This window comes from Tatumella morbirosei, from assembly GCF_000757425.2.
Taxonomy (GTDB): Bacteria; Pseudomonadota; Gammaproteobacteria; order Enterobacterales; family Enterobacteriaceae; genus Tatumella; species Tatumella morbirosei.
Genome location: NZ_JPKR02000003.1, coordinates 520,330 through 544,293, shown reverse-complemented (window position 1 = coordinate 544,293; position 23,964 = coordinate 520,330). Strand labels below are relative to the sequence as shown.

General features: G+C 48.0%; 21 protein-coding genes, 1 tRNA gene, 1 other RNA gene and 1 pseudogene. 18 read left to right on the top strand and 6 right to left on the bottom strand.

Annotated elements, in window-relative coordinates; genetic code table 11:
• Nucleotides 1-12: 12 nt before the first annotated feature.
• The gene (locus tag HA49_RS05375; RefSeq protein WP_038021008.1) at nt 13-480 is read left to right on the top strand and encodes a nuclear transport factor 2 family protein; all 468 of its coding nucleotides are present in this window, start codon (nt 13-15) and stop codon (nt 478-480) included.
• 203 nt (nt 481-683) lie between these two features.
• Here HA49_RS05375 and HA49_RS22055 read toward each other — a convergent pair whose 3' ends face one another.
• On the bottom strand, nt 684-803 hold the full coding sequence (locus HA49_RS22055; RefSeq protein WP_425427722.1) for a small membrane protein: 120 nt from the start codon (nt 801-803) through the stop codon (nt 684-686).
• A gap of 430 nt (nt 804-1,233) precedes the next feature.
• On the opposite strand from HA49_RS22055, the gene HA49_RS05370 reads away from it, so the two are divergent.
• Nucleotides 1,234-2,157: an alpha/beta hydrolase gene (locus tag HA49_RS05370; protein ID WP_038021007.1), complete on the top strand. Its 924-nt coding sequence runs from the start codon at nt 1,234-1,236 to the stop codon at nt 2,155-2,157.
• Nucleotides 2,158-2,369: 212 nt separating this feature from the next.
• Entirely contained in the window at nt 2,370-3,737 is a 1,368-nt protein-coding gene (locus HA49_RS05365) for a class-II fumarase/aspartase family protein (RefSeq protein ID WP_038022488.1), read from the top strand.
• 3 nt (nt 3,738-3,740) lie between these two features.
• Here the strand turns inward: HA49_RS05365 and HA49_RS05360 are convergent, their stop codons facing one another.
• Nucleotides 3,741-4,625 carry a MurR/RpiR family transcriptional regulator gene (locus HA49_RS05360; protein WP_038021006.1) on the bottom strand — a complete coding sequence of 295 codons (885 nt, stop codon included), beginning with the start codon at nt 4,623-4,625 and terminating at the stop codon, nt 3,741-3,743.
• A 215-nt stretch (nt 4,626-4,840) separates the two neighbouring features.
• Between HA49_RS05360 and dcuC the strand changes: the two genes are divergently transcribed.
• A complete protein-coding gene (gene dcuC / locus HA49_RS05355; protein WP_038022485.1) occupies nt 4,841-6,217 on the top strand; it encodes a C4-dicarboxylate transporter DcuC in 1,377 nt (458 codons plus the stop codon).
• Between the two features lie 436 nt (nt 6,218-6,653).
• Nucleotides 6,654-7,451: a (S)-acetoin forming diacetyl reductase gene (locus HA49_RS05350; protein ID WP_038021004.1), complete on the top strand. Its 798-nt coding sequence runs from the start codon at nt 6,654-6,656 to the stop codon at nt 7,449-7,451.
• A gap of 92 nt (nt 7,452-7,543) precedes the next feature.
• Here HA49_RS05350 and HA49_RS05345 read toward each other — a convergent pair whose 3' ends face one another.
• The 4 genes from HA49_RS05345 to msrA all read right to left on the bottom strand — a co-directional run bounded on the left by HA49_RS05345 (nt 7,544) and on the right by msrA (nt 9,985).
• Complete coding sequence (locus tag HA49_RS05345) at nt 7,544-8,785, bottom strand: NAD(P)/FAD-dependent oxidoreductase (RefSeq protein ID WP_038021003.1); 1,242 nt, start codon at nt 8,783-8,785, stop codon at nt 7,544-7,546.
• Nucleotides 8,786-9,020: 235 nt separating this feature from the next.
• Nucleotides 9,021-9,142, bottom strand: a non-coding RNA gene (locus HA49_RS20800) — RtT sRNA.
• A 51-nt stretch (nt 9,143-9,193) separates the two neighbouring features.
• Nucleotides 9,194-9,281, bottom strand: a tRNA-Ser gene (locus HA49_RS05340).
• Between the two features lie 170 nt (nt 9,282-9,451).
• Entirely contained in the window at nt 9,452-9,985 is a 534-nt protein-coding gene (msrA, locus tag HA49_RS05335) for a peptide-methionine (S)-S-oxide reductase MsrA (RefSeq protein ID WP_038021002.1), read from the bottom strand.
• A gap of 529 nt (nt 9,986-10,514) precedes the next feature.
• Here msrA and otsB point away from each other — a divergent pair.
• From otsB to cheZ, 13 genes and pseudogenes are all read left to right on the top strand, one after another.
• The gene (gene otsB, locus HA49_RS05330) at nt 10,515-11,315 is read left to right on the top strand and encodes a trehalose-phosphatase (protein ID WP_046791677.1); all 801 of its coding nucleotides are present in this window, start codon (nt 10,515-10,517) and stop codon (nt 11,313-11,315) included.
• Nucleotides 11,303-12,691 (top strand): alpha,alpha-trehalose-phosphate synthase, encoded by a 1,389-nt coding sequence (gene otsA / locus HA49_RS05325; protein WP_038021001.1) that lies wholly within the window; start codon nt 11,303-11,305, stop codon nt 12,689-12,691. Before otsB ends, otsA begins: the two co-directional genes overlap by 13 nt.
• A gap of 822 nt (nt 12,692-13,513) precedes the next feature.
• Nucleotides 13,514-13,831, top strand: coding sequence for a flagellar transcriptional regulator FlhD (flhD, locus tag HA49_RS05320; RefSeq protein WP_038021000.1), 318 nt, complete (start codon nt 13,514-13,516; stop codon nt 13,829-13,831).
• 31 nt (nt 13,832-13,862) lie between these two features.
• Complete coding sequence (gene flhC, locus HA49_RS05315) at nt 13,863-14,435, top strand: flagellar transcriptional regulator FlhC (protein WP_038020999.1); 573 nt, start codon at nt 13,863-13,865, stop codon at nt 14,433-14,435.
• 117 nt (nt 14,436-14,552) lie between these two features.
• Nucleotides 14,553-15,441 (top strand): annotated as a pseudogene (motA, locus tag HA49_RS05310) (flagellar motor stator protein MotA).
• Nucleotides 15,438-16,523, top strand: a complete 1,086-nt coding sequence (gene motB / locus HA49_RS05305; RefSeq protein WP_072055913.1) for a flagellar motor protein MotB — start codon at nt 15,438-15,440, stop codon at nt 16,521-16,523. Before motA ends, motB begins: the two are co-directional and overlap by 4 nt.
• Before the next feature lie 17 nt (nt 16,524-16,540).
• Nucleotides 16,541-18,523 carry a chemotaxis protein CheA gene (gene cheA / locus HA49_RS05300; RefSeq protein WP_046791676.1) on the top strand — a complete coding sequence of 661 codons (1,983 nt, stop codon included), beginning with the start codon at nt 16,541-16,543 and terminating at the stop codon, nt 18,521-18,523.
• Nucleotides 18,524-18,542: 19 nt separating this feature from the next.
• Nucleotides 18,543-19,016: a chemotaxis protein CheW gene (gene cheW / locus HA49_RS05295; RefSeq protein WP_245610156.1), complete on the top strand. Its 474-nt coding sequence runs from the start codon at nt 18,543-18,545 to the stop codon at nt 19,014-19,016.
• Nucleotides 19,017-19,148: 132 nt separating this feature from the next.
• A complete protein-coding gene (locus tag HA49_RS05290; protein WP_038022478.1) occupies nt 19,149-20,816 on the top strand; it encodes a methyl-accepting chemotaxis protein in 1,668 nt (555 codons plus the stop codon).
• Between the two features lie 124 nt (nt 20,817-20,940).
• Nucleotides 20,941-21,813 (top strand): protein-glutamate O-methyltransferase CheR, encoded by an 873-nt coding sequence (gene cheR, locus HA49_RS05285; protein WP_038020996.1) that lies wholly within the window; start codon nt 20,941-20,943, stop codon nt 21,811-21,813.
• On the top strand, nt 21,810-22,859 hold the full coding sequence (locus tag HA49_RS05280; protein ID WP_038020994.1) for a protein-glutamate methylesterase/protein-glutamine glutaminase: 1,050 nt from the start codon (nt 21,810-21,812) through the stop codon (nt 22,857-22,859). Before cheR ends, HA49_RS05280 begins: the two co-directional genes overlap by 4 nt.
• A 29-nt stretch (nt 22,860-22,888) precedes the next feature.
• On the top strand, nt 22,889-23,278 hold the full coding sequence (gene cheY, locus HA49_RS05275) for a chemotaxis response regulator CheY (RefSeq protein WP_038020993.1): 390 nt from the start codon (nt 22,889-22,891) through the stop codon (nt 23,276-23,278).
• Between the two features lie 9 nt (nt 23,279-23,287).
• Entirely contained in the window at nt 23,288-23,929 is a 642-nt protein-coding gene (cheZ, locus tag HA49_RS05270) for a protein phosphatase CheZ (protein ID WP_038020992.1), read from the top strand.
• The last annotated feature ends 35 nt before the right edge of the window (nt 23,930-23,964 follow it).

Sequence of the window (23,964 nt, the reverse complement as noted above, 5' to 3'; positions counted from 1 at the left end):
TCTGGAGTCACCATGGAAATCAGACAGCCCGTACCTCCGTTTACTGCCGAAACTGCGGCCAAAAAAGTCAGACTGGCAGAAGATGCCTGGAATAGTCAGGATCCACAACGAGTGAGCATGGTCTATAGCCCGGATACTTTCTGGCGCAACCGGAATGAAGAAGTGAGAGGCAGGGAGCAGGTAGTTCAGTTTCTGCAACGTAAGTGGAACAGAGAACTTGATTACCGACTGATTAAGCAGCTATGGGCGTTTGACGGGAACAGGATTGCAGTGAGGTTCGCTTATGAATGGCACGACGATGCAGGACAATGGTATCGCAGTTATGGCAACGAAAACTGGGAGTTCAATGCCGCAGGGTTGATGATAAATCGATATGCCTGTATTAATGATAAGCCGATTACTGATGAGCAACGTCGCTTCTTCTGGGAAGGAAAAGTTCGCCCTGACGATTATCCGGAACTCGACAGCTTTGGCTTTTGATGAGCAAGGTTTTGACTCTGTCCCGGCGTAATACTGGTTGGGATAGATTCCCTGTTATGTCACCGGACTATAATGTGCAGACTAGTCTGCGAGGGTATTTTAACAATATTAAACAGTTTTATGTTGCCGGATAAAATCACCGGGGCGGTCAGTAAAAAACGGCCCCGGTGATTTCTCCCCAACAGGTAATGCGCAGCACCAGGTTAACGGCGTTTATTTCTTCCTGAAATAGTGTGTTTTCTTTTATCCCTCAGATAGGAGACTAACGAAAACCCGGCAATGATTAACAAAATTATAGCAATAGCCAGCAACAGGTAATTCATCATACTGATTAACCCTTAAAAAAAGTAAAAAACAGGATCTCAGCTTGTTAAATCAAAGACCTGGAGTGAAACAGCCTTGTCTAAAATAACGCCTTTTGCCCGCATTTGTATCCGGGTTATATTCTTAAATTAGCCAGTTCAGTCATTTTTAGGACAATTTATCCGTTTGGTTAACTTATTGTTTAATCACCGACAACACTTTATCACTCCGTACATAAATCAGCAGGAATACACAGCCATCAGCCACTAACACAGCAACAGCTGACGAAAAGTACCAGACTGCCACAGACAAATATGCATGATAATGATTAAGAGTTTCTGATTAATCCCAATGATTTTGTCTCTGATGAAACATCAGGTGATAATTTTTCCATATTATCTGCGCATTGTTATGCTGTGATGAAAGCATGACTTTTTTACTGGGGCCACTATGGATCGTCGTCAATTTATGGGAACTCTGGGTGCAGGTTTGCTGATTAGCCGCAGTGTTAACAGCTTTGCGGCTCTGAACGATGTAAGCACCGGAACACCACAGACATTTCTACTTTGGCCTGTTCAGCCACCGGGCGGTGGCGGTCCCTCCGGGCCGGTTCACTGGACAGCTAAAGGGGCTCAAAGTAATATCTCCCAGCCATCGCTGACCCTGTACATGCCGGTCAAAACCAACGGTTATGCGGTACTGATTGCTGCCGGAGGTGGTTATAAACGTATTGAAATGGCCAGTGAAGCACTGCCAGCTGCACGCTGGCTGACTAAACAAGGTTTTACTGCCTACGTGCTCAGCTACCGGTTACCGGGGGAAGGCTGGAAAGACGGTAACCTGGTTGCCTTACAGGATGCCCAACGGGCCATAAGACTTATCAGGCAGCGGGAAAAGCATGTCGGACTACTTGGTTTTTCAGCCGGTGGTCATTTGCTGGGTATGGCAGCGACCCGACCTGATTTTACCAGCTATCCGGCGGTTGACAGCCTCGACAGCAAGCCAGCAACGGCCGACAGAGCCGCATTAATCTATCCGATCATTACGCTGGAATCTCCCTATACTCATACCTCGACCCATAAAATTATGGTGGGAAATCATGCCACGGCACAGCAGGATGAGGCATGGTCAGTACAGAATTTTGTGAAGCCAGATTCCCCTCCTTTTTTTCTTGTCCAGGCAAAGGATGATCCGATTTCAAACCCGGAAAATACACTCATCATGAAAGCGGCCTGTGAGAGGTCCCATGTGCCGGTAGAGTTGTATCGCTACGCAACCGGTGGTCATGGTTTCGGGATGGGAAAACCGGGCACTCCCACGATGGAATGGCCGTCTCATTATCAGTACTGGCTGCACAACTGGCAGACCACCTGATACTGTTGACGTTCAGAAGTGAGGTCCGGGCTGGCTTTTGTACTATGACTCACAAAAGCAGCGCTGCTTTCGACACTGATACATGGGAATCTCAGATTCCCGTTTTTTTTTGCACGTGATTTTCGCACACTTTCCGCACTTCTCCTGTCTGCTTCTCTGCCACCCCGGCAACAGTCAGAGCGCAGGCAGGCTTAATGATGCAGGAGTTGATTATGCGTGGTGACCAAAGTTCAGTATTTGACTCGGAACTCTATTCGTCCCTGTTTACACAACCGGAGATGAAAACTGTCTGGTCAGACAGCCATCTTATTGACTGCTGGCTGACATTCGAAACGGCTCTGGCAGCGGTACAGGCCGAACTTGAGATTATACCTGAGCAAGCCGCACTGGATATTGCCATTGCCTGCCGGACACTGGTACCGGACTGGGATCTCCTGTCCGCCGGGACCCGTCTGGTGGGGATGCCGGTTAAACCACTGATTGATCAGATAGCCAGTACCGGTAGTGATCTGGTTAAAAAATATCTGCACTGGGGATCAACCACCCAGGATTTGCTGGATAGCGGACTGGCTATGCGCCTCAAGCAATCATTGGAAATATTGCGTCGCCAGTTGGTACAGCTTGGAGAGTTACTAAAACAGATGGCCGACCAGCACCGAAAAACAGTTATGGTAGCCCGTACCAATGCTGTTGATGCTTCGGCGACCAGTTGGGGATTGCAGGTCAGCAGTTATCTTGCTGAACTGACGAGGCATATCTACCGGCTGGATAGCCTCTATCCGGCGGCAATTACCGGGATGTATGGCGGTGCGGTCGGAAATCTCTCCTCCTGTGGTGCCCTGGGCATTGAGGTGCGTAACCGACTCATGGCGAGGTTGGGGCTGACATGTCCTTCCGGAATGCTGAATGCCAGCCAGGACCATGTGGCAGAAGTTATTCAGTTTTATGGATTAGTTCACGGTACTCTGTGCAGAATCGCCAATGATGTTGAAACCCAGGGCAGAGCCTCGACTAGCGAGCTGCGGGAAGGAGAAGAAGGCGGAGGCTCCAGTGCTATGCCCCACAAAACCAATCCACGAGCCAGTAACATGATCCAGACATTATCCAGAATGGGCTGGATGTATGCCGCGGGTGCGCCCAATTTACTTGATCAGCAGGATGTCCGGTCAGCCTCGATGCGCATGCTTAACTGGAGTCTGGTTCCTGAGGCTTCATTATGTGTGGCTACCAGCCTGCAACGGGCAGTCGGGCTTATCAGCCATCTGGTCGTGGATAAGCAGCAGATGAGGCGTAATTTTTCTTCATCGCATAACTTTGTTTTGTCCGAGTCGGTCTCCATGAAACTGGCAGAAAAAATCGGTCGTCAGGCGGCTTATGATTTGGTAAAAAATCTGCTCAAACAAGAAGACGGCTCGCGGGATTTACTAAATGTGGTACTGGATTGTCAGCCAATTCGTGAAGCTCTCAGTGAATCCGAAATACGTGAGGCCTGCCAGCCGGAATCATGGCTGGGGAGCAATGATTTGCTGATTGATGAAGCTATTGCCGGTTTTGACCGCCAAAAGCAGGTTATAAATTAAGTTTCAGACGCCGGATGAAAAGGTTTCGAAGTAACTGAATAACTCTTCAAGTTCAGCAAAGTTTCCCAGACCTTTATCGCTGGCAAATGTCATATGCAAGACCAGTTCAGTAAAAGCGAATCCAGTTAACCGGCTTTTAAACACCGAGCCGGTTTCACTCGGTAAAATAAATTGCAGGTTACAGTACTTGCCGTAAGGATTGGATTCTGAATTAGTCACCAGCACCACCGTAGCCTGGTGGTTGCGAAACCAGCCGGCAACCCGCAACGCCATGTTGTTGAAACGGTAATAAGAAAATACCACCAGTACATCCTGCGGTGAGACAGACAGTAATGATTTAGGTAATTCTCCGCTATCCAGGCTCAGTAATGTCACCTGATGACGAAAATACTGTATCAGGGTGACAAAATGCGTAGCCATCGCCAGTGAGGAAGAGGGGCCGACCACGTACAGGTGTCGCTTCTCGTCCAGCAACAGCGCGGTAAACTCTTCCAGATTATTGATATTCAGTGACTGCTGAAATTCTGCCAATAAACTGCCAATTGAGTTACTAAAATTAGCCACCCTCTGCGGGGTGGTTAGCTCCGGCACCGGTGAGGTACGGGTGGCGACATCATAAGGAGAATCCATTTTTTGAGACAACAGCGCAGCTTCGACATTACGGCGGAACTCAGCGTAACCGGTATATCCAAGTCGTGCCAGAAATCGTCCGATGGTGGCCTTGCTGACCCCGGCGTTCTGTGCAATATCCACAATCCCGTGGAACGGTATCTCATTGAAATGATGTTGCAGATAGTCATCCAGACGGAATTCAGATTCGGTCAACGTCCGAAGCTGTGCAATCCCGGATTGATACTGACTTAGCGTCAGTGGAGGGTATTCCTTCATCGTGACTCTCCGCAGGAAAATTTATCAGTGACTGGTGGTTTAACACTACCGCGACACAGGGCCGTCCGGCAATGAGATCATCTGCACAGTTTCATGCGGGAAACGCGCTTTCTCATATTATTACCGGTAGCGGCTATTTATTCTGCCAGGAATTGTTAATCCGATGTAAACATCCGCAGCAGGTTCATACTTTGCTGAACAACAAGGAACAACCCATGACCGCATTTCTCATTGCAATAGTGATTACCATTATTGCCGCATGGTTAATTATTAAAAATGTTCAGCCCCAGACTGTGTTATTGCTGGCAGGACTGATTTTGCTGGCCCTGACGGTACTTTTATATCCGGAGCGGTCTATCCTTTACGGCAAATCTGTTACAACGGGATCGGTGTGGCTGGACATCTTTGCCTTTGCCCGGGACTCTCTGTCAACACAGATAGCAGGAATTGGGCTTATTATCATGGCCGCAGGCGGTTTTGCCCGCTACATGGATGAGATTCATGCCTCGGATGCTATGGTGAATGCCTGTATCCGGCCATTGAAACTGATTAAAGCGCCGTATCTGATTCTGGCGCTGGGCTATATCTGTGCTCAGTTATTACATATCGCCATCTCCAGTGCTGCCGGTCTGGCCATGCTGCTGCTGGTGACGTTCTTTCCGGTGCTGGTCCGGCTCGGGGTAAGTAAAGCCGCCGCCGCAGCCATGATAGGGATGTCTGCTTTTATGGATTTAGGCCCTGCGGTGGGAACAGCAAATCTGGCCGCCAGCCACGCCGGTATGGAAGCGGCGGTCTATTTCGCCCGTTATCAGATGCCGGTGGCTGTGGCTGTGATGCTGGTGGTGGCGGTAATAATTTATTTTTCGGCCCGTTATTATGATAAAAAAGCCGGCCATCAGGTGGATGCTGTGGTGGCATCCACAGATGATGGCAGCGAAATATCAGAGCATCGTGCGCCGGCATTATATGCCTTTTTGCCGGTATTTCCGGTGATTCTGGTATTGGCGTTCAGCCCGTTGCTGATTAAAACTATCAAAATAGATGTAGTCACCGCGATGATAGTCGGCACCTTGTTTGCCTTTATCTGCGAACTGATCGTTACCCGAAATCTGGCCAGCAGTTGCCAGGGGGTACAGGCCTTCTTTAAAGGAATGGGCAGTATGTTTACCAGCATTGTTTCGTTGCTGGTGTGTGCTGATATTTATGCCCAGGGAATGCAAAAAATTGGTGCTGTGGATTATCTGTTAAGTACGGTCCAGGGCGCCGGTTTTGGTTTTAACAGTATGACACTGGTCATGACCTTACTGGTCGGAGTGATTGCGGTCCTGACAGGTTCTGGTGTGGCTGCTTTTTTCTCATTCTCGGGAATGGCTCCGGCCATCGCTGCTAAATTCGGTGAAAGTGCGGTGAAAGTCCTGTTGCCCATGCAAATGATGGCCGGAATGGGCAGGGCAGTATCTCCTGTCGCCGGTGTGATTATTGCCGTCAGTAAAGCCGGTGAATGTTCACCCTTTGAAATTGTTCGCCGGACTCTGCTCCCCGCGATTGGCGGGGTGCTGGCCATGCTGCTGGCGAATTACCTGCTGTTCTGAAGAATCATCGTTTCTCCTGCAAGGTCAAACTGATATTTCCCTGTAAAACCTGGACGTTTGTTCAGGTTTTTTTATTAAAATCCGTGCGTGAAAAAACTAACGGTTTACTATTCCAGTTAGCTATCCTGGTATTGTCGATATCAACGATATGTATTTATAAGAATTTTTCAGAGCCGTGTCATGTTTCGATGTGGCAATAAATAGTCAGGAAAAAAATGATAACCCCATGTGATTACTATGGTTTTAAAATTACGCTGATTTAATATTTAATGCGCTTAGACCTGCCTGGACATCTCAAATGCCGTAAAACTTGATCTGAATCATCTTAATCTGCACACAGAGGATTACCTTAGAGGCATAACAAATTTTTCATGCTTTGGTAATAAATCTTAGCGATATACAAGATAACTTTATGTAATTTCAGAAGGAAATAACCATGAGTTCAGAGAAAAAAGTGGCAGTGGTCACAGGTGCAGGTCAGGGTATTGGCAGATCTGTCGCGTTACGACTGGCTAAAGATGGTTTCAGAATTGGCAGCCTGGATTTTAACGCCGATTCAGCTCAGGAGACCGTTAATCTGATCGCTAAAGCAGGTGGTGAAGCCGTTGCAGTCGTTGTCGATGTCGCTAACCGTGACCAGGTATTCGCGGCCGTAGACAAAGTGGTTGAGAAATTTGGCCGGCTGGATGTCATCGTCAATAATGCCGGCCTGGGCCCGACCACTCCTATCGAAGATATTACGCCGGAAATCTACCACAAAGTGTTCGATGTTAACGTCGGCGGCGTTTACTGGGGAACTCAGGCTGCGCTTAAACACTTTAAGAAAAGAACTCCGGCGAAAACCGGCGATGTCATTGGTAAAATCATCAATGCTTCATCACAGGCGGGTCAGGTGGGTAATCCGGATCTGGCAGTATACGGTGCCACTAAATTTGCGGTACGCGGTATCACTCAGACAGCGGCTAAAGATCTGGCTAAATTTGGTGTTACTGTTAACGCTTACTGCCCGGGGATTGTGCGTACTCCAATGATGGAAGGTATCGCGCAGAAAGTGGCGGATGAAAATGGTCAGTCGCTGGAGTGGGGCCTGCAACAATGGGCGAAAAATGTGACCCTCGGCCGTATCTCTGAACCGGAAGATGTTGCGGCATGTGTGTCTTATCTGGCTGGCAGCGATTCAGATTATATGACCGGTCAGGCATTAATCATCGATGGTGGTATGACGTTCAACTAAGTCAGCATGATTTCTGAAATTTTCCAGCAACGGCCCCCTCAGGGGGCCGTTGCTGTTTCTCTGATAGTTCAGCTGCGATATTTCGCCGGGATTTACTGTTTTTCCGGCTTGCTGCGGGCAAACCATTCAACGCCTTTCAACATGCCACGCCAGTAGAAATAAGGCAAAAAGCGGGCAGTCAGGAACCAGGCAAAACGGCTGGCACGAGCGGGTTCACCAGGAAAGGTCGGCAGTAGTTTGTTTTGATAACCATATTCAGCCAGTACCACACGGCCTCTGGCGACAGTTAAAGGGCATGAACCGTATCCGTCGTAATGGGTGAGAGGGGGGCTACCCTGAATGACGTTACTTAAATTTTCCGCCACTACCACTATCTGTTTGCGGGCCGCGGCAGCCGTTTTAGAGGCCGGGGCCGAGCAACAGTCACCCAGCGCAAAGATCTCCGGATATTTTAGGTGTTGCAGTGTTTTCTGGTCCACATCACACCAGCCATCAGGATTAGCGAGACCACTGTCGGTAATAAACGTCGGGGGTGTCTGCGGCGGGACGGCATGCAGCATATCGAACGGGTAAGTTTCTTCCCGGTCTGCCTGACCTTCTTTACTGATACGGAAGGTTGCCAGTTGATTGTTGCCGTCAACTTTAATCAGTTCGGACGAGTAACTGACACTGGCGGTATAGCGATCAAGGTAGGATTTAAGGATCGGAATAAAATAAGGAACGCTGAAAATGGCTTTGCCTGCTACGTTAAATCTGACATTGATATTGCTGAGTACCCCTTTTTTCTGCCAGTGCTCGCAGGAGAGATACAGGGCTTTCTGCGGCGCACCGGCACATTTAAACGGAGTCATTGGCTGACAAAAGATGGCGTTGCCACGGGAAAGGGTGCTTGCCAGTTGCCAGGTGTAGGGCGCCAGACCCGGACGGTAATTTGAAGTGACACCATTGCGTCCCAGAGTTTCTTCCAGCCCCTCGATTTTATCCCAGCGTAAGACAACCCCACAGGCGACCACCAGAAAGTCATAACTTAACTGTTTACCCGACAGGGTAGTGACATGTTGGCTGACAGGATCAACCGCGGAGACATTTTCCTGAATCCAGGTGACTCCATCAGGCAAAACTTCGCGCATTGGTCTGATGGTTTTCTGATTAGCATAAAGTCCACCTCCGACCAGGGTCCAGCCCGGCTGATAATAGTGATTTTCAGAAGGATCAATGACGGTAATCTGCAGATTTTTGATACGTTTTTTCAGACTCGCTATTACACCAATTCCGGCCGTTCCCCCGCCAATCACCAGCAGACGGGGTACCGGATGGGATTTCTGGAGTGCCATTAACTTGCTCCCTTCGCTGTTTTTAACTGAAAAATGAGAGTGTTACTGTATTGCAGAGAGTCGTTTTTTGCATGATGCCGGGGTAGAGATTTTCCGGCTGTATATTGATTTACTATCCTGACCATCCTACCTGAAGTTACTGGTGATATCTCGTTAAGATTTACTGTGTTATCGGACCTTAGCTTACAACCAATAAAAAAGCCTGAACTTGCGTTCAGGCTCTCTTAATAAATAATGGCGGTGAGGGAGGGATAGACGCGCAGCGTTGCTGCACGCCCTGCGGGTGGCCTGCGGCCATCCAAAACTTTGTTTTGTCGAACCCTGCGAGGGTTCTCACCCTCCCGGGTGCATCATGGCTTCAGAAAATAAAAAAGCCTGAACTTGCGTTCAGGCTCTCTTAATAAATAATGGCGGTGAGGGAGGGATTCGAACCCTCGATACGTTGCCGTATACACACTTTCCAGGCGTGCTCCTTCAGCCACTCGGACACCTCACCACATTTTTCCTGTCAGCGGCCGTAGCGGCTAACGGGGCGGTACTATAGGGAGTCAGCTGCTAACGGTCAAGAATTATTTTCTTCTTTTGTTTCGCCCGCTTAACTCATGAGCTAATTGGTTTATTTGACCGCAAACTGCTGCCATTTTGGCCGGTTTGCGGTCTGGCAGTTTACTCTTTTACCTGAGTGGCAAAACGCTTACGTAACTTTTGTAACTTTGGAGGTATCACCGCCAGGCAGTATCCGTTACGCTGACCTTCACCATCCCAGTAGTTCTGGTGGTAATCTTCTGCAGGATACCAGGTTTTCAGAGGCTCGATCGTGGTCACAATCGGCGCTGTATGGTCTTCTGCTGCACGCTGGATAGCTGCTTTTGCTTCCTGCTCTTGTTCAGGGGTGGCCGGGAAAATGGCAGAGCGGTACTGTGTACCAATATCGTTGCCCTGGCGGTTAAGCTGGGTTGGATCATGAGTCGCGAAACTGATGTCCAGCAGATCACCATAACCTACCACAGCAGGATCAAAGCCAATGCGGATTGCTTCGGCATGGCCGGTAGTTCCTTCACAAACTTGTGGATAGGTCGGATTTTCGACACTCCCTCCGGTATAGCCACTTTCGACCGATTCAACGCCATTGATGCTTTTAAATACTGCCTCAGTACACCAGAAACAGCCACCGGCAATCACTGCATACTCAATTGTCATACTCAATTCCTCTGATTAGCGCTGAACAATAACTCTCAGTATATCAGATGTGTCCAATAAGCCATTTTTCAATAGGATTATTATGAGGCTTATTTTCACTCGGTCTGTCGGTTGTCTGTCATTACATTACGGGGAATCCGGACAGGCTGAGAGGGGGATAATTTTACTCATGCTATAAAGCCCCACGAAGCTCATTATTCCTGTGACCGATTCTGATGATACTGGCATAGGAAATGCATTAGCTTTTTTCAGACAAGGTATAAGACGGTGAGTCTGAAAAAACAGCTATACTTAAATCTGTTTTGATAATTACTTAGCGAATAATTGTGATTCTGTATCATCAGAGCACCCGCAGGAGGCAGCCAGTAAAACATGGCTGATACTCACTGGTCATACTACCAGGCCTGCCTGATACCTGATTAAACTTTCATACGGGTATCTCCCGGCACGACGAGGGTTTTTTATTTTACTGCCACACGGTAACTAATCTCTGTTCGTCTCCGGATAGCAAAACAGACAGGAGTTAAATGTGCTACAACACCAACAACCAATTCCGGTCACTCCCTCCGGAAAACATGCCTTCTTCTTCGATGTCGACGGAACCCTGGCACCGTTACAGCCTACACCTGAGTTAGTCACCGTATCCGCTGAAGTCTGTAATAACTTACAACTGCTGTTTCAGAAGTCGGGAGGGGCGGTTGCTATCATCTCAGGGCGGCCATTAATCCAGATAGACCAGTTGCTGTCCCCAGTATTACTGCCTGCCGCAGGCGTTCATGGCGCTGAGCGCAGAGATAATAATGGCATGATTAACCGGATGATGCCCGGAGCTGAGTTACTGACAGAAGCAGAACAGCAGTTGAAACAAGGCATCTCAGGTTTACCAGGTGTCAGGCTGGAAAAAAAAGGCATAGCATTTGCTCTGCATTATCGTCAGGCAAAACAATTTGCAGAGCAAACTGAAGCGCTGGCCCGGACTGTGGTCAGCCAGATACCTGAGCTGACATTGGTCTCAGGGAAGTGTGTGGTTGAACTCAAGCCTTCCAATATCGATAAAGGAAAAGCGATTGCTCAATTTATGCACTCTGCACCATTCCATGGGCGGATACCGGTATTTCTTGGCGATGACCTGACCGACGAGCGTGGTTTCAGTGTCGTTAATAACATGGGGGGAATATCCGTCAAAATCGGAAAGGGTAAATCACAGGCAAAATTCCGGCTGGAGAATACTGCTGAGGTTCATCAATGGATCGCCAGCATACTCAATTCAGAATCCCGCCAGTCTCAACCTACAAAACACGATAAGGAGTCACCCGGATGGACAGACTAGTTGTAGTATCAAACCGAATTGTATTGCCTGTGGGGGGGAAAGCCAGCGCCGGTGGACTGGCGGTCGGAATTCTGGATGCTCTTAAGCACAGTGGTGGTTTGTGGTTTGGCTGGAACGGAGAGATTGCAGAGATATCCGGTGAAGAGGAACCGGTAGAGGTGATAGTCAATGACGGGATTACTTATGCGTCCTTTAGTCTGGACCAAAATGACTATGACCTCTACTATAATCAGTATTCCAATACCGTTATCTGGCCAGCGTTCCACTACCGCCTTGATCTGGTTGACTATCAGCGGAGTGCGTGGGAAGGATATTGCCGTGTCAACAAACTGCTGGCACAGCGATTGCAGCCTTTGCTTCAGCCACAGGATATTCTCTGGGTACATGATTACCACCTGATGCCGCTGGCTGCCGAATTACGCCGCCAGGGAAATCAGCAACCTGCCGGATTCTTTTTACATATCCCTTTCCCTGCGCCTGAAGTTTTCACCGCACTGCCTGACCATCAGGAAATTATGCAGATGTTATGTGCCTATGATCTGCTGGGATTCCAGACAGATAATGATAAGCAGGCTTTCTTAAGTACCCTGGCTCAGCTGACGCCATTAAATCCTACTCCTGACGGAAGGTGGCAGGCTTATGGCAAGACATTCAGTGTTGGTCACTATCCCATTGGTATTGAACCCGGGACTATCCGCCAGCTGGCCAGCGGCCCGCTGCCTCCTAAGATGGCTGCGATTCGTGATTCTCTGGGTGAGGCTAAAAATATTATTGCCTGTGAACGGCTGGATTATTCGAAAGGGTTACCAGAGCGCTTTCAGGCCTATGAAGAGTTTTTGGAAAAGTATCCGCAACATCGTGGCAGGATTCGCTTTACTCAGATAGCGCCTACTTCACGCGGAGAAGTCCAGGCATACCAAAAAATTCGTCAGCAACTGGAATCGGAAACTGGCAGGATCAATGGTAAGTATGGCACATTAAGCTGGACACCTCTCTACTATTTAAATCAGCATTTTGACCGCCGGTTACTGATGAAAATCTTCCGTCTGACGGATATCGCTTTGGTGACACCGCTACGTGACGGGATGAATCTGGTGGCGAAGGAATATGTTGCGGCACAGGATGCTGATGATCCGGGAGTATTAATCTTGTCTCGTTTTGCCGGGGCTGCCGATGAACTTAACGGTGCATTAATCGTAAATCCCTATGATCGCGGAGAAGTCGCTGCAGCGATTGACAGGGCGACTACAATGTCGTTAGAGGAGCGCAGAGAACGTTATCAACAGATGATGTCAGTATTAACAACACAAACCATCGATCGCTGGCGCGATAGTTTTCTGCATGATCTGAAACAAATAGCGGGTCTCAAAAGCTAAGATACCCGTTAGGTTACACCGTATTATTCAGCAGACTCCACTATTACCGCCGACATAACGCTGGTTGTCGGTGGTCTGTTCTCTCTCTTAGTCCGGCTATATCGGCAATATTGCCGGTATATTTATAGTCTTGATTATTTTTCCGGGAATTTTATTTTAATCTCACCAATTTATCGATTTCATTTAATAAAAAATGGGCTATTGAAGTGTTATTTATTTTTGTTATTGTTGATTTTAAATAGTCATGCAATATCCAGTGAGTTGTTTATTATGAGATGCTTTGTTTGATTCCGGGTGGTGCAACACTATTGTGACTAATGGAAATAATTCCATTGAATACTTATGCAATAAAATAAAATACTCAGATCTGTTGGTGTTTTATGCAAATCAGTAATTTATTTAATTGATTTGCCGCAAATCATGAGTATGGCTGATTTATTATCAGGTGTATTTTTTGATTGACAGCAATTTTTGATAAAAATTTAAAGGTGGTTATATTACCCTTTGAAACCTGTGGTAATTTTTGTAAAATGATCTAAGTCAATTCCCCTGCTAAATAAATAGAAAAAACCATTGTGCGCGCGTCAGTGAACAGTTAAATTCAAATAAGATAAATCCCATAAAACAGGAAAAAATGAAGTTGTGTGTTTTTATACAAAAGAATATTTTTCCTGTTGATTACCGTTTTGGGATGTGTCTAATTATTTAATCTTGTGTGTCAGTTTTGAAGAGATAAATTTTATGGAAGGATGTTGCCGGGAAACTGTGCAATGTGGGGATTCTGTGTGTGTGAGTTAGTAATTTAATCAAGAGGAAACTAAAATGAATTCAGTAAACCTGGTGAAACATATTTACGACATTAATCTTTCGTATTTACTTCTGGCTCAGCAGCTAATTAGCCAGGATAAATCTTCAGCTATGTTTCGCCTTGGAATTGATGAAGCCATGGCAAATAAACTGGCAGAACTGACTCTGCCAGGTCTGGTGAAACTGGCTGAAACTAACCAGTTAATATGCAAACTGCGGTTTATGGATTATACCACTATACAGCGCCTGACCCGCGAATCCCGGGTAGACGATATGCAGCAAATTCATACCGGAATTATTTTAGCCAGTGAGCTTTTACAGTCAGTTTCTTAGAAAACCTGCCGGTAAACTTCAGGAGAAAGAGATGAAAGCACACAGTGTTATACAGGAAGGGCACGACATTCAACTGGCCACAGAACTTATCAGGCTTGGCGCGCGGTTACAATTACTGGAAAGCGAAACTGTCCTCAGTCGTGGGCGCCTAATCAGGCTATACAAAGAAATTAAAGGATGCCCGCCACCGAAAGGTATGTTGCCATTTTCCACTGACTGGTTTATGACCTGGGAGCATAATATACATGCCACGGTATTTTATCACGCCTGGTTATTTATGCAGAAAACCCAATTAACAGAAGGGGTCGGTGCGCTGATCGCGGCTTACCGGTTGTATCTGGAACAATGCCCACCTGGTGATGAAGGACCGTTACTGGCACTGACCCGTGCCTGGACATTAATACGCTTCGTAGAAAGTGGAATGCTGGAACTCTCCTCCTGTCGATGCTGTCATGGACAGTTTGTTAATCATGCCCACCAGCCCAGAGGCAGTTTTATCTGTAGTTTATGTCAGCCACCCTCCCGGGCAGTTAAAAAACGTAAACTTCCACAAGCGGATGCCGATAACAGCTTGTATATGCTGGATGAGAAAATTAAAAGCTAAGTAGTGTTAAATTTATCAAATGTCCGGTAGTAGTGTATTTCTTTGCTTTATTATTGACTTTAAATAATTTCAGCATAAATAAATTTCGTAAGATATCGGCGACGTAAGGGGCTCTCCGTGTTAATTATTCTGGGGTATATTGTGGTTATCGGTTCAGTGCTGGGAGGATATGCACTGGTCGGCGGGGAAATGGGCGCACTGTATCAACCGACGGAATTATTGATCATCGGTGGTGCCGGGATTGGGGCGTTTTTTTGTCGGGAATAGCAGTAAGTCACTAAAAAAAACACTCAAAGCGCTGCCTTTATTATTCAGAGGCTCAAAATATACTAAAACGCACTACCTTGATCTGATGACATTATTATTTCAGTTGATGTCAAAGGCCCGACAGCAGGGTATGCTGGCCCTGGAGAAAGATATTGAGGAGCCTGCCAATAGCGAACTATTTACTCACTATCCCAAACTGTTGGCTGATAAAATGATTATCGATTTTATGACTGATTATTTGCGGCTAATTATCAGTGGTAATATGAGTGCATTTGAAATCGAATCATTAATGGATGAAGAAATAGAAACATACGAGCATGAAAGTGATGCGCCAGCACAGAGTATCGCTGCGGCAGGTGACGGGTTGCCGGCGTTTGGGATTGTAGCGGCGGTGATGGGGGTAGTGCATGCTCTGGCCTCTGCGGACCGTCCGGCGGCGGAACTGGGCGCGTTAATTGCTCATGCAATGGTCGGGACTTTCCTGGGTATTCTGCTGTCATACGGTTTTATCTCACCACTGGCCTCTGTACTCCGACAGAAATATGCCGAAAATACCAAGATGATGCAGTGCATAAAAATAACACTGTTATCGAATATGCATGGCTATCCACCGCAGATTGCAGTCGAGTTTGGACGTAAGGTTCTGTATTCGAGTGAACGCCCTTCATTTACTGAACTGGAGGATCATGTCCGTGAGAATAAAACAGTTAATAAATCCACAGTGGAAGCCGACGTATGAAACCGGTTGAACGTCAGAGAGTGGTGGTAAAGAAAATAAAATCGTCCAAACACCATGACAGTCACGGTTCCTGGAAAATAGCCTATGCCGATTTTATGACTGCCATGATGGCTTTCTTTATGGTGATGTGGCTGGTGTCGGTATCCACTCCGAAAGAACTTCAACAGATAGCCGAATATTTTAAGACGCCATTGAAGGTTGCATTGTCCGGCGGTTATCGCAGTAGTGACAGTGTCAGTGTGGTACCCGGTGGTGGGGAAGATGTGACCCGTCAACAAGGAGAAGTCAAACGTGTGCTCCCTAAAGCAGATAGCAAAAATCAACAGGACAGTCGGCGACTCAAACAGCTGCAAAAGAAGCTGGAAAAACTGCTACTGAATGACCCGCGACTGAAAGCACTTCGCCCCCATCTGTTAATTACAATGGTTAGCAACGGATTACGGATTCAGATCATCGACAGTAAACAAAGGCCGATGTTTCTTCGTGGCAGCTCAGAAGTGGAACCTTATATGCGCACGATTCTGCAGGCAATAGCGCCAATTCTTAATGATGTCCCCAATGCCATCAGCATTGCCGGACATACCGATGATTATCCCTACCAGGACGGCGAAAAAAGTTTTAGTAACTGGGAGCTTTCGGCTAACCGGGCCAATGCCTCTCGTCGGGAACTGGTCGCGGGTGGTCTGAATCAGGGGAAAGTTCTGCGGGTACTAGGGATGGCGGATACGATGAAACTCAAAAATCTGCAGGGTGATGACGCCGAAAACCGGAGGATCAGTTTGCTGATACTGACCGAAGATGCACAGAAGGCTATTGAAAAAGAAAACAGTGAAGCACAGGCAATCACAATTTCTGAACCGGGTCAGTTGCAACTCCCGTCTCCGGTAAGCTCAGCAGTACCTTCTTCGTCAGCAGCATCTGCTCAACATGGTTCAGAGACCACGTCTGATACGAAGGATAACCATACAGTTGAAGATTCGGCTCTGCCGGCTGTGTCCGGGGCGACACTTCAGCAACCACCGACAGTACCGCCGGACGCTACATCTTCATTAGCGGCAGGAACGCCCTCTACAGACCAATAAAGGCAGCTTACGTGACAATGGATATCAGTGATTTTTATCAGACCTTTTTTGATGAAGCCGATGAGTTACTGGCCGATATGGAGCAGCATCTGCTGGCTCTGGACCCTGAGACACCTGATGCGGAGCAGTTGAATGCCATTTTCAGGGCAGCTCATTCCATCAAGGGCGGAGCGGCAACATTCGGTTTCACGGTATTACAGGAAACGACGCATATCCTGGAGAACATACTTGACAGTGCCAGGCGCGACGAGCTGTCACTGAACAGCGCAATTATTAATATTTTTCTGGAAACCAAAGATATTATGCAAGAGCAGCTGAATGCCTATAAGTTGTCGCAACAACCGGACGAAGAAAGCTTTCGCTATATCTGCGAAATGCTACGGCAGATTGCCCTCGAAAAGGATTCCGGAGATGACGGCGCAGACATCACGACCGGAGAAACCGGGCCGCAGCATCCTGTTGAGCTTCCGGTCACTGAGATCAAAGGCAGTACCGATAAAACAGTCCGGTTACGGCTGGAATCACTGAAAAATAATGAAGCCGAACTTCTGCTTACGGAGTTACAAAATATCGGTAAGGTTTCCGGGGTGGTTAAGCATTCTGACAGCCTTGAGGCTAACATTGCCGGGGTGAGTGAAGAGGATCTGCTTGCTGTACTCTGTTTCGTGGTGAATGAACAGCAGGTGCATTTCATTTCGCCCGAATCAGATGCCGGGGTAGCGAAGGAAAGTCCGGATAAATCCGTGGACGAGTCGTCGATAAAAACCGCAAGGCAGCCCCCTCCGGTGATGAAAGCCAGTGAATCTGGCAGTATCCGCGTGGCGGTTGAAAAGGTCGACCAGTTGATTAACCTGGTGGGTGAACTGGTGATTACGCAATCAATGTTACAACAACATGCGAATACCCTGGAACCCGGAATTCATGGTGATTTACTGAACAGCATGAGTCAGTTGGAGCGAAATGCACGCGATCTTCAGGAATCGGTGATGTCTATCAGGATGATGCCGATGGAATATGTATTCAGCCGTTTCCCTCGGCTGGTCAGAGATCTGGCGGCGAAACTCGGTAAGAAAGTCGAGCTGACGTTGCAGGGTAGCTCTACCGAGCTGGATAAAAGCCTGATAGAGCGCATTATTGACCCTCTGACTCATCTGGTACGTAATAGTCTGGATCATGGTGTAGAGCCCACAAAGCAGCGTATTGAGGTCGGTAAATCTGAGACCGGTCATCTGATACTGTCGGCAGAGCATCGTGGAGGCAATATTTGTATTGAGGTCACTGATGATGGTGCCGGACTGAACCACGAAAAAATACTGGCTAAAGCACGCTCTTCCGGTATCCCATTGCATGAAAATATGAGCGATGACGATATTGGTCTGTTAATTTTTGCGCCGGGTTTCTCGACAGCAGAGCAGGTCACGGATGTCTCAGGGCGTGGTGTGGGTATGGATGTGGTCAAGCGGAATATCCAGCAAATGGGCGGTCATGTGGAAATCAGCTCAAAACAGGGACAGGGGACAACCATTCGTATTCTGTTACCGCTGACGCTGGCAATTCTCGATGGTATGTCGGTACGTGTGGGTAATGAGGTGTTTATCCTGCCACTCAACGCGGTGATGGAATCACTACAACCAGAGCGTAAAGATCTGAAAGCGCTGGCCGGTGGCGAACGGGTGCTGGAAGTTCGGGGTGAATATCTGCCACTGGTGGCGTTATCTGCGGTTTTTGAGGTTGAAAATGCTCATCAGGACCCGACCCGTGGTATTGCGATAATCTTACAAACTGCCGGTAAGCGATATGCATTGCTGGTTGATCAGCTTATTGGTCAGCATCAGGTGGTGGTAAAAAATCTTGAAAGTAATTACCGGAAAGTTGAAGGCATCTCTGCAGCAACCATTATGGGTGACGGCAGCGTCGCATTTATCGTCGATATTGCGGTATTGCAGTCATTTCACCGGGATAAATGTTTATCCGCAAAGACGGGTAATACCTACGAATAAATAAATATGTGGGGTTTATGTGGAAAAGATAGCTGAAGAAATAGCCTCTCAGGAATTTCTGATCTTTACGCTAGGTGATGAAGAATATGGGATCGATATACTGAAGGTCCAGGAGATTAGAGGCTATGATCATGTCACCCGAATTGCAAATACACCTTCTTTTATTAAAGGGGTAACTAATCTGCGTGGTGTTATTGTCCCTATTTTAGATATGCGGATTAAATTTTTGCAAAATGATGTTGCCTATAATGAAAATACTGTGGTCATCGTGCTTAATCTAAAAAACAGGGTAGTGGGAATTGTCGTCGACGGAGTGTCCGATGTGCTGGCGCTCAGTAAGGATGATATCCGCGCTGCCCCTGAGTTCACGGTGACTCTGGCCACTGAATATCTGACAGGATTGGGGGCCCGGGGAGACAGGATGCTGATTCTGGTTGATATTGAGAAATTACTCAGTAGTGATGAAATGGCGCTGGTAGATACGCTCAGATAAAAATATCCGGACACAATGCTAAAAGGCGACATGAGTCGTCTTTTTTATTTCTGTAAATAATAGTTGTCAGGAAATAAAGATTTATTTTTGTTGGCCGATATAAGCAGAGTCATGCTTATTACAGAGGTCATTATGTTCAGTCGAATGAAAATCGTCACCAGTCTGTTATGTGTGCTTTGCCTGATGGCGATATTACAGATAGTGAGTGGGGGTATCTTTTTTCAGATGCTCAAGCACAGCAAAGAAAATTTCTCGTTTAGTCAGGTGCTGCGAGATCAACAGCAATATATTACCGGAATGAGTAACGCCTTACTGGAAGCCAGAAATAATATTAGTCTGGCGGCTATTACTGCGCAGCAAGTTGAGGATCAACAGAAACGCAGCAAGCTGGTCACAGGCTTGCTAAAGAATGCCAGTGATCAGATGAAACTGGCTGATGAAGAGTATCAGAATTATAACGGTGCTCTGACGGAGAGTGGGTTGAAGGATCCCCGGCAGCAGGAGCTGCAGAAAAGTTATAAGAGTTATCGTGAAGGATTATTCAGTTTACTGGCGGTGGTGGATGAAGGAAGGATTGGTGATTTCGTGAATATGCCAGTGTTGGATAAGCAAAAAATTTTTGAAAACAACTACAACGTTTGGATCAAACGTAATGATGAGCTGACTGACAAGGGAATTGACCAAAGCAACAATGACTTTCAGCAAGCAGAATGGATGCTGGTTGCCGTACTGATTGTCACGATACTGGTCGTCGGTCTGGTATGGATGGGGATGCACCGTATTTTGTTAAAACCGTTACGTCAGGGTATCGAGCATATCCGTCATGTGGCTAACGGCGATCTTACCCATGCAATAGAAGTGAAAAGTAGTAATGAAATGGGTGAACTGCTTAATACAGTCCGTTTTATGCAGCAGGAACTGAGAAATACCGTAGGTATGGTACGTGATAGTTCAGAGTCAATTTATTCCGGAGCCAGTGAGATCGCTAACGGCAGTACCGATCTTTCAGCCCGCACCGAACAACAGGCGGCCTCTCTGGAAGAAACGGCTTCCAGCATGGAGCAGTTAACGGCGACGGTAAAACAAAATGCCGAAAACGCACGTCAGGCTTCGCAACTGGCACTGAATGCCTCTGATACGGCACGACATGGCGGATCGGTCGTCGAGAACGTTGTCACCACAATGAAAGACATTGCCGGCAGTTCGAAAAAGATTGCCGATATTACCAGCGTGATTGATGGCATCGCCTTCCAGACCAATATCCTGGCGCTGAATGCTGCCGTGGAGGCAGCTCGTGCCGGAGAGCAGGGGCGGGGTTTTGCTGTCGTCGCCGGAGAGGTCCGTAATCTGGCTCAGCGCAGTGCTCAGGCGGCTAAAGAAATTAAAATACTGATTGAAGACTCAGTTAACCGCATCGACTCCGGTTCACAGTTAGTGGAGAACGCAGGCACGACGATGGGCGAAATCGTCAATGCAGTCACCCGGGTCACCGATATTATGGGGGAAATTGCTTCGGCATCCGAAGAACAGAGTCGGGGTATTGACCTGGTGAGCACCGCGGTGACCGAGATGGATCAGGTCACGCAGCAAAACGCCACTCTGGTCGAAGAGTCAGCGACTGCTGCTGCCACCCTGGAAGAACAGGCAGGCTTACTGAAACAGGCGGTAGCTGTTTTCCATATCGGACAGATGTTGCCGGAAAATGAGGTCAAACTGCTTCCGGGCAACAGTGGCCTCAGGGCGCCAGTAATACGAGGTCAGGATTCCGGCAACGCGGCTGATAACTGGGAAACTTTTTGAAAAACACGGGGAGTGCCTGGCAGTGCCAGGTATCCGTCCCGGACCGCTTATTGCTCAGTGTCAGAGTCATCATAAACGGGGCCTCAACCCCGTGGTATGACATAAAGGATGGTGTCAGAAACTCATGGAAAAACCAGCGAATAGCACAGTACAACAGACAAAATCTGTTACCGCCCAGCCACAAAAATTACTGTTGTCTGAAGCCAATTTTCAGCGGCTTTGCCAGCTTATCTATCAACGGGCGGGGATTGTCCTGGCCTCACATAAACGGGAAATGGTCTACAACCGGTTAATGCGGCGGTTACGGTTGTTGCAGATGAAGGATTTTGGTCAGTACCTGGCTCTGCTTGAAAGTCAGCCGAACAGCAGTGAATGGCAGGAATTTATCAATGCCCTGACCACCAACCTGACTTCATTCTTTCGTGAGGCTCACCACTTTCCTTTGCTGGCGGAACATGCCCGTGAGCGGCAGGGTTGCTATCAGGTATGGAGCTGTGCGGCTTCCACCGGCGAAGAACCCTATTCCATCGCCATAACCCTGGCTGAGACTCTTGGGACAGCGCCCGGAAAGTTTCAGGTCTGTGCCAGTGATATTGACACCCGGGTGCTGGAGAAAGCACAGCGTGGGATTTACAGCAAAGAATCTCTTGATGTGTTATCGCAGGAGCAATTACAACGATTTTTTCTTAAGGGAAAAGGCACACAACAAGGGCAGGTCCGGGTCCGGCCCGAGCTGGGTAATATGGTGCATTTTTTCCAGCTCAATCTGCTCAGCCCTGACTGGAAACTCCCGGAGAAGTTTGATGCGATATTTTGCCGTAATATAATGATTTATTTCGATAAATCGACGCAGGAAATCATTCTCCGACAGATGGTCCGTTACCTGAAACCGGGCGGCCTGCTGTTTGCCGGCCATTCTGAAAACTTTAGTCAGATCAGTAAGGATTTTTGGTTACGAGGTAAGACGGTTTACAGTCTTGCTAAGGAAAGGCAATGAGTAAAATTACTGTGCTGAGTGTCGATGATTCGGCATTAATGCGCCAGCTGATGACCGAAATCGTCAACAGCCAGCCCGATATGGAAATGGTTGCCACAGCACCTGATCCGTTGGTCGCTCGTGAGCTGATTAAACAGTTTAACCCTGCCGTGCTTACTCTGGATGTTGAAATGCCTCGTATGGACGGGCTGGAGTTTCTGGAAAAACTGATGCGGTTGCGTCCAATGCCAGTGATCATGGTTTCTTCCCTGACGGGGAAAGGATCAGAGGTGACTCTGCGCGCCCTGGAACTAGGCGCGGTGGATTTTGTGACCAAACCCCAGTTGGGATTACGGGAGGGCATGCTGGCTTACTGTCAGGTGATTGCCGAAAAAATCCGTGTTGCTGCCCGTGCACGGCTGTATCGTCCAGTAGCCGGCGCCGTTCCAAAGGTCCTGAGCACGACTCCTATCCTGAGCAGTGAAAAACTTATCGCCATCGGTTCGTCGACCGGTGGTACAGAAGCGCTAAGGTTAGTCCTTGAAACTTTACCGGCAGCCTCTCCGGCCGTGCTGATTACCCAACATATGCCCCCGGGTTTTACTCATTCATTTGCTGAACGTCTGAACCGTATCTGCCAGATCACGGTGAAAGAAGCCGAAGAGGGTGAGAGGGTCTTGCCCGGCTATGCCTACATTGCCCCGGGATCGATGCATATGCAGCTGGGACGCAGTGGGGCAAATTATCAGATAAGGCTGAATGAAGGGGAACCGGTTAATCGCCATCGACCGTCGGTCGATGTGTTGTTTGACTCGGTGGCACGTCATGCAGGACGTAATGCCGTTGGGGTGATCCTGACCGGAATGGGCAACGATGGTGCTGCCGGGTTACTGAAGATGCGCCAGGCGAATGCCTGGACCATCGCCCAGAGTGAGTCTACCTGCGTAGTCTTTGGCATGCCCCGGGAGGCAATATTGCTGGAAGCCGCCTGTGATGTGGTCGATCTCGAAAAAATTAGCCAGCAGATGCTGCTGCACATCAGTCACGGACAATCGCTCCGTATTTAGTTAACTGGAAAAACTCAAAGGAAAGTGCCATGGCGGACAGTAATTTACATTTTCTGGTGGTTGATGATTTTAATACGATGCGACGTATCGTGCGTAATTTACTAAAGGAACTTGGATACACCAATGTTGAAGAAGCAGAAGACGGTGCAGATGCTCTGCATAAACTGCAGGCAGGTGCATTTGATTTTGTCATCACCGACTGGAATATGCCCAATATGGACGGTCTTGAATTGCTACACCGCATTCGTGCCGACGAAAAATTGTCTGACATGCCGGTACTGATGGTGACCGCCGAGGCCAAGAAAGAGAATATTATCGCCGCTGCACAGGCGGGTGCCAGCGGCTATGTGGTTAAGCCATTTACGGCCGCCATTCTGGAAGAGAAGCTAAATAAAATTTTCGAAAAACTGGGTATTTAGGGGGCACTCATGAGCCATATTCCACTGCCAGATAATGACAAATCGGTGCGTGACATTGTCACTAAAGTGGGGGCGCTGACACGGATGTTACGGGATAATCTGCGCGAGATGGGCCTCGAACAGGCTATTGCCGATGCTGCGGAAGCCATTCCTGATGCCAGAGACAGGCTCGATTATGTGGTACAGATGACAGCCCAGGCTGCTGATCGGGCATTAAGCTGTGTGGAAGCGGCACAACCCCATCAGGAACAGTTACAGCAGCAGGCGACGGCATTATCGGGCCGGTGGGATCAATGGTTTGCTGATCCAATTGAACTCACCGAAGCCCGACAACTGGTGACAGATACCCGTCAGTTCCTGGGGGAGGTTCCGGACCACACTGCCTTTACTAATCAACAATTACTGTCAATTATGATGGCCCAGGATTTTCAGGATCTTACCGGTCAGGTTATAAAACGCATGATGGAAGTCATTCAGGAAATCGAACGCCAGTTATTGGTGGTGTTGTTGGAGAACATTCCCGATTCAGTCATTCCATCAACCACCGGTAAAGACAGCTTACTTAATGGTCCGCAGATTGACAGTAATGCCAGCGGGGTTATCGCCAATCAGGACCAGGTGGACGACCTGCTGGACAGTCTGGGATTCTGACTTTTGGCGCTAACAGCGGGCGGTATTACGTGGCC